The organism is Streptomyces sp. ICN903 (genome assembly GCF_022015835.1).
Classification (GTDB): domain Bacteria; phylum Actinomycetota; class Actinomycetes; order Streptomycetales; family Streptomycetaceae; genus Streptomyces; species Streptomyces fenghuangensis.
This window is the reverse complement of record NZ_JAKMAY010000147.1, coordinates 1-3147: the sequence shown is the minus strand read 5'-3', so window position 1 is coordinate 3147 and position 3147 is coordinate 1. Positions and strand designations below refer to the sequence as shown.

Here is a 3147-nt window from a genome sequence, read left to right as displayed (position 1 = left end):
GGCGGGAGGGACCAGTTGACCGCCTGCCGGGAGACGTCCCGCAGTACGGCCGCCTTGTCCCCCGGACCGGCCGAGTCGATGCTCCCGGCGACGCGGGGGTCGTGGTCGTCCACGACCAGTTCCACACCCGGCAGATGCTTCAGGGCCAGCAACTCCGGCCTGGTGTACGCCGCCTCCTCCGGGCCCCGGCGTCCGAGGAGGACCACCTCCCGCACCTTTCCGGCGCGCAGCGCGCCGAGCGCGTGGGCGGCGATGTCGGTACCGGCCAGCTCCTCCGGATCGGCCGTCAGGATCCGGGCGGCGTCGAGGGCGACGTTGCCGTTGCCGACCACGACCACCCGCTCCGCGGACGGATCGACGGCGTCCGGGGCCGTCTCCGGATGGGCGTTGTACCAGGCCACCAGCGTGGTCGCGGAGATGCTCCCGGGCAGGTCCTCGCCCGGGATCCCCAGGCGGCGGCCGGCGCGGGCCCCGACGGCGTAGACGACCGCGTCGTGGTGTGCGGCCAGTTCCCGCGCGGTGACGTCGGCGCCCACCTCCAGGCCCAGGTACATCCGGACCCGCGGGTGCGCGTACAGCCGCGCGAAGGTGTCCCCGACCCCCTTGGTCCCGGGGTGGTCGGGGGCCACCCCGTAGCGCACGAGGCCGCCGGCCACCGGCATCCGGTCGACGAGGGTCACCTCGGCGCCCGTGTGGAGCAGCAGGTCCTCGGCGGCGTACATACCGGCCGGGCCGGTGCCGACCACCGCGATCCGCAGCGGTGGGAAGTCGGAGGGCAGGACGCGCTCGAACGCCGGCCTGCCCCAGGCGTGGAAGTTCGGCCCGTGGTCGGCGGGTTCAGAGCCGGAGCCGCCGTCCGCGCGGTCTTCGGCATCAGCGCGGTCTTCGAAGTACGCCGCGTTGACGGCGGCGTACTCCCGCTGCGCTCCCGACAGCCGGTCCTCCGGAATGATCGCGTCCACCGGGCAGGCGTCCGCGCAGGCGCCGCAGTCGATGCACGCCCCGGGGTCGACGTACAGCATCTCCGTGCTGCCGAAGTCCCTCTCCTGCGGGGTCGGGTGGATGCAGTTGACCGGGCAGACGGCGACGCAGGTGGCGTCGGCGCAGCAGTTCTGGGTGATGACGTGGGTCATGTCGCGGCCCGTCCGGTCTCAGATGAGGTTGGCGCGCTTGTAGAACACCAGCGCCGGCTTCGTCAGCAGGCCGGCGGAGGCGAGGAAGTCCATCAGGCCCGAGCAGCTGGAGCGCATCATCGCCTTGTGGTGCTCGTTGGTCCTCGCCTCCCGCACCGCGCGCTTCTCGTCGAGCCCGGCGTTGGCGTACACCTCGCGGTTCACCATGCTGGTGACGATGACGTAGGCCGCGATCGCGATCACCAGGGCATGGATCCGGCGGCGCAGCCGGCCGGCGCCCGCCAGGCGCTTGCGCGTCTCGTCGCGGGCGAACTTCATGTGCCGGGACTCCTCGACGACATGGATGTTGTTGATGGTGCGGACGAACGGCACGACCCGCTCGTCGCGCATCCAGTCGCGCTGCATGACGTCGAGGACCTCCTCGGCGACCAGGATCGCCGCGTACGCCGCCTCGCCGAACGCCAGCGTTTTAAAAGCCCGGCCGAGTTCGAAGGCGAACCGGTGCGGACGGTAGGGCGGGGCGCCCAGTTTCCGGGCCCCGCGGGCGAACATGATCGAGTGCCGGCACTCCTCGGCGATCTCGGTCAGCGCCCACTGGAACTCGGCGCTGGTCGGGTCCTTGGAGTAGATGTCGCGCAGCACCATCTGCTGGAGGATCATCTCGAACCAGATGCCGGTGCTGGCCACCGAGGCGGCCTCCTGCCGCGTCAGCTCCTTGCGCTGCTCCTCGGTCAGCTCGTCCCAGTACGGGGTGCCGTAGAGGGTGCTCCACTCGGGGCTGGCTCCGTGGAAGTCCTTGTCCAGCGGCGTCTCCCAGTCCACCTCGACGGCCGGGTCGTAGGCCAGCCTCGCCGCCGAGTCGAGCAGCCGGCGGGCGACGTCCTGCTCGTCGTGCCGGTCGTGTTCCGCCGGTTGTTCCGCCTGTGGTCCCGTCGGCCGTCCCGCCGGTCGGACGATGCCGGTGCTGCTCGCCATGTGCGCTCCTCGAACCGTGTGCGACGTTCCCTGTCCGCCCGCTGCGCCGGGGCGGCCGCGGTGCCGCCGGTCCGCTTCCGCGTCCCGCGGCCTGCCGAAGACGCCCGCCAGGCTTGTTAGACAGAATGTAAATCAAGGGGTGCCACGCATGCTACCCCTGGTAACACTTCCGATGGCCGACCGGAGAAAGCGACACGCCCGCGCACGGCGCCGGTCAGACCCGCAGACCGCGGACCGCGGTGCGCAGGGCCTCGCGGACCGCCTCGACCAGCCCCTCCCCGCCGGTCCGCGCACCCTCGGCGGCGCGCAGTGCGCGGTGCGGACACCCACCGGTTCCGTGACATCCGTCACAGCCCTTATCGGTACTACGCCTGCCGGATAGTAGACGGCACCCGGTGGACATAGAGGTCCGTCCCGCTCGAAACGGTCATACCGTGCGCCCGGTCCGACGGGCCCCGCCCCGCTCCGCGCCCTCCTCCGTGCACGGCGGCAGAGGGCGGCTCCTGACGGGACGACACGGCGCCACCACTCGCCCCGGCGCCCGCCCCGGCACGGTCCCGTGCGGCCCGCAAGAGGCGCGGGGACCTACGAGGCGGCGTAGTACCAAGGCGCGTTGCCCCGTCGGCCGAGCGCTCCCGACAATGACGGCCCGCACCGCGTTTCCACAGCTCAGAGGTGGGTTCCGTGCGGGTCGTCCATGTCCCGGGGGGATCCGCGATCCGACGATTGGGGTCACATATGAGCAAGCACCGCAGAACGGGGCGCTACCGGAAGATATCCGTCGCGGCCATCGCCGTGACCGTCCTGGGAGTGCCCACCGCGGCCCTGGCGTGCATGGACCGGCCGACGACCGCCGACGACCGCTCCCACTCGTGGCAGAACCGTTCGTACGATGACCGGGACCGCTCCTGGCAGAATCGTTCCTCCAACGACCGGGAGCGCTCCTGGCGAAGCCGGCACTCCGAGGACCGGGTCGCCCGTCTCCAGGTCGACCTCGCGGCCCGAGGTGGAGAAGACCCGCACGCCCACCGCTCCCCCG

Annotated in this window: 2 protein-coding genes and 1 pseudogene; 1 reads left to right on the top strand and 2 read right to left on the bottom strand. The window is 71.9% G+C overall.

Features of this window, described 5'->3' with window-relative positions; genetic code table 11:
- Together L7D48_RS16350 and L7D48_RS16345 are read right to left on the bottom strand one after the other, a co-directional pair.
- A partial coding sequence (locus L7D48_RS16350; RefSeq protein WP_237880194.1) for an FAD-dependent oxidoreductase occupies positions 1–1133 on the bottom strand: 1133 nt, incomplete at its 3' end.
- 18 nt (positions 1134–1151) lie between these two features.
- Complete coding sequence (locus L7D48_RS16345; protein WP_237880182.1) at positions 1152–2108, bottom strand: diiron oxygenase; 957 nt, start codon at positions 2106–2108, stop codon at positions 1152–1154.
- 738 nt (positions 2109–2846) lie between these two features.
- Between L7D48_RS16345 and L7D48_RS16340 the strand changes: the two are divergent.
- Positions 2847–3147 (top strand): annotated as a pseudogene (locus L7D48_RS16340) (hypothetical protein); the annotation flags it as partial.

What these genes read in the sequence shown, in the direction of transcription:
- L7D48_RS16345 (WP_237880182.1), bottom strand. Translation starts at nt 2,108, where the DNA reads ATGGCGAGCAGCACCGGCATCGTCCGACCGGCGGGACGGCCGACGGGA.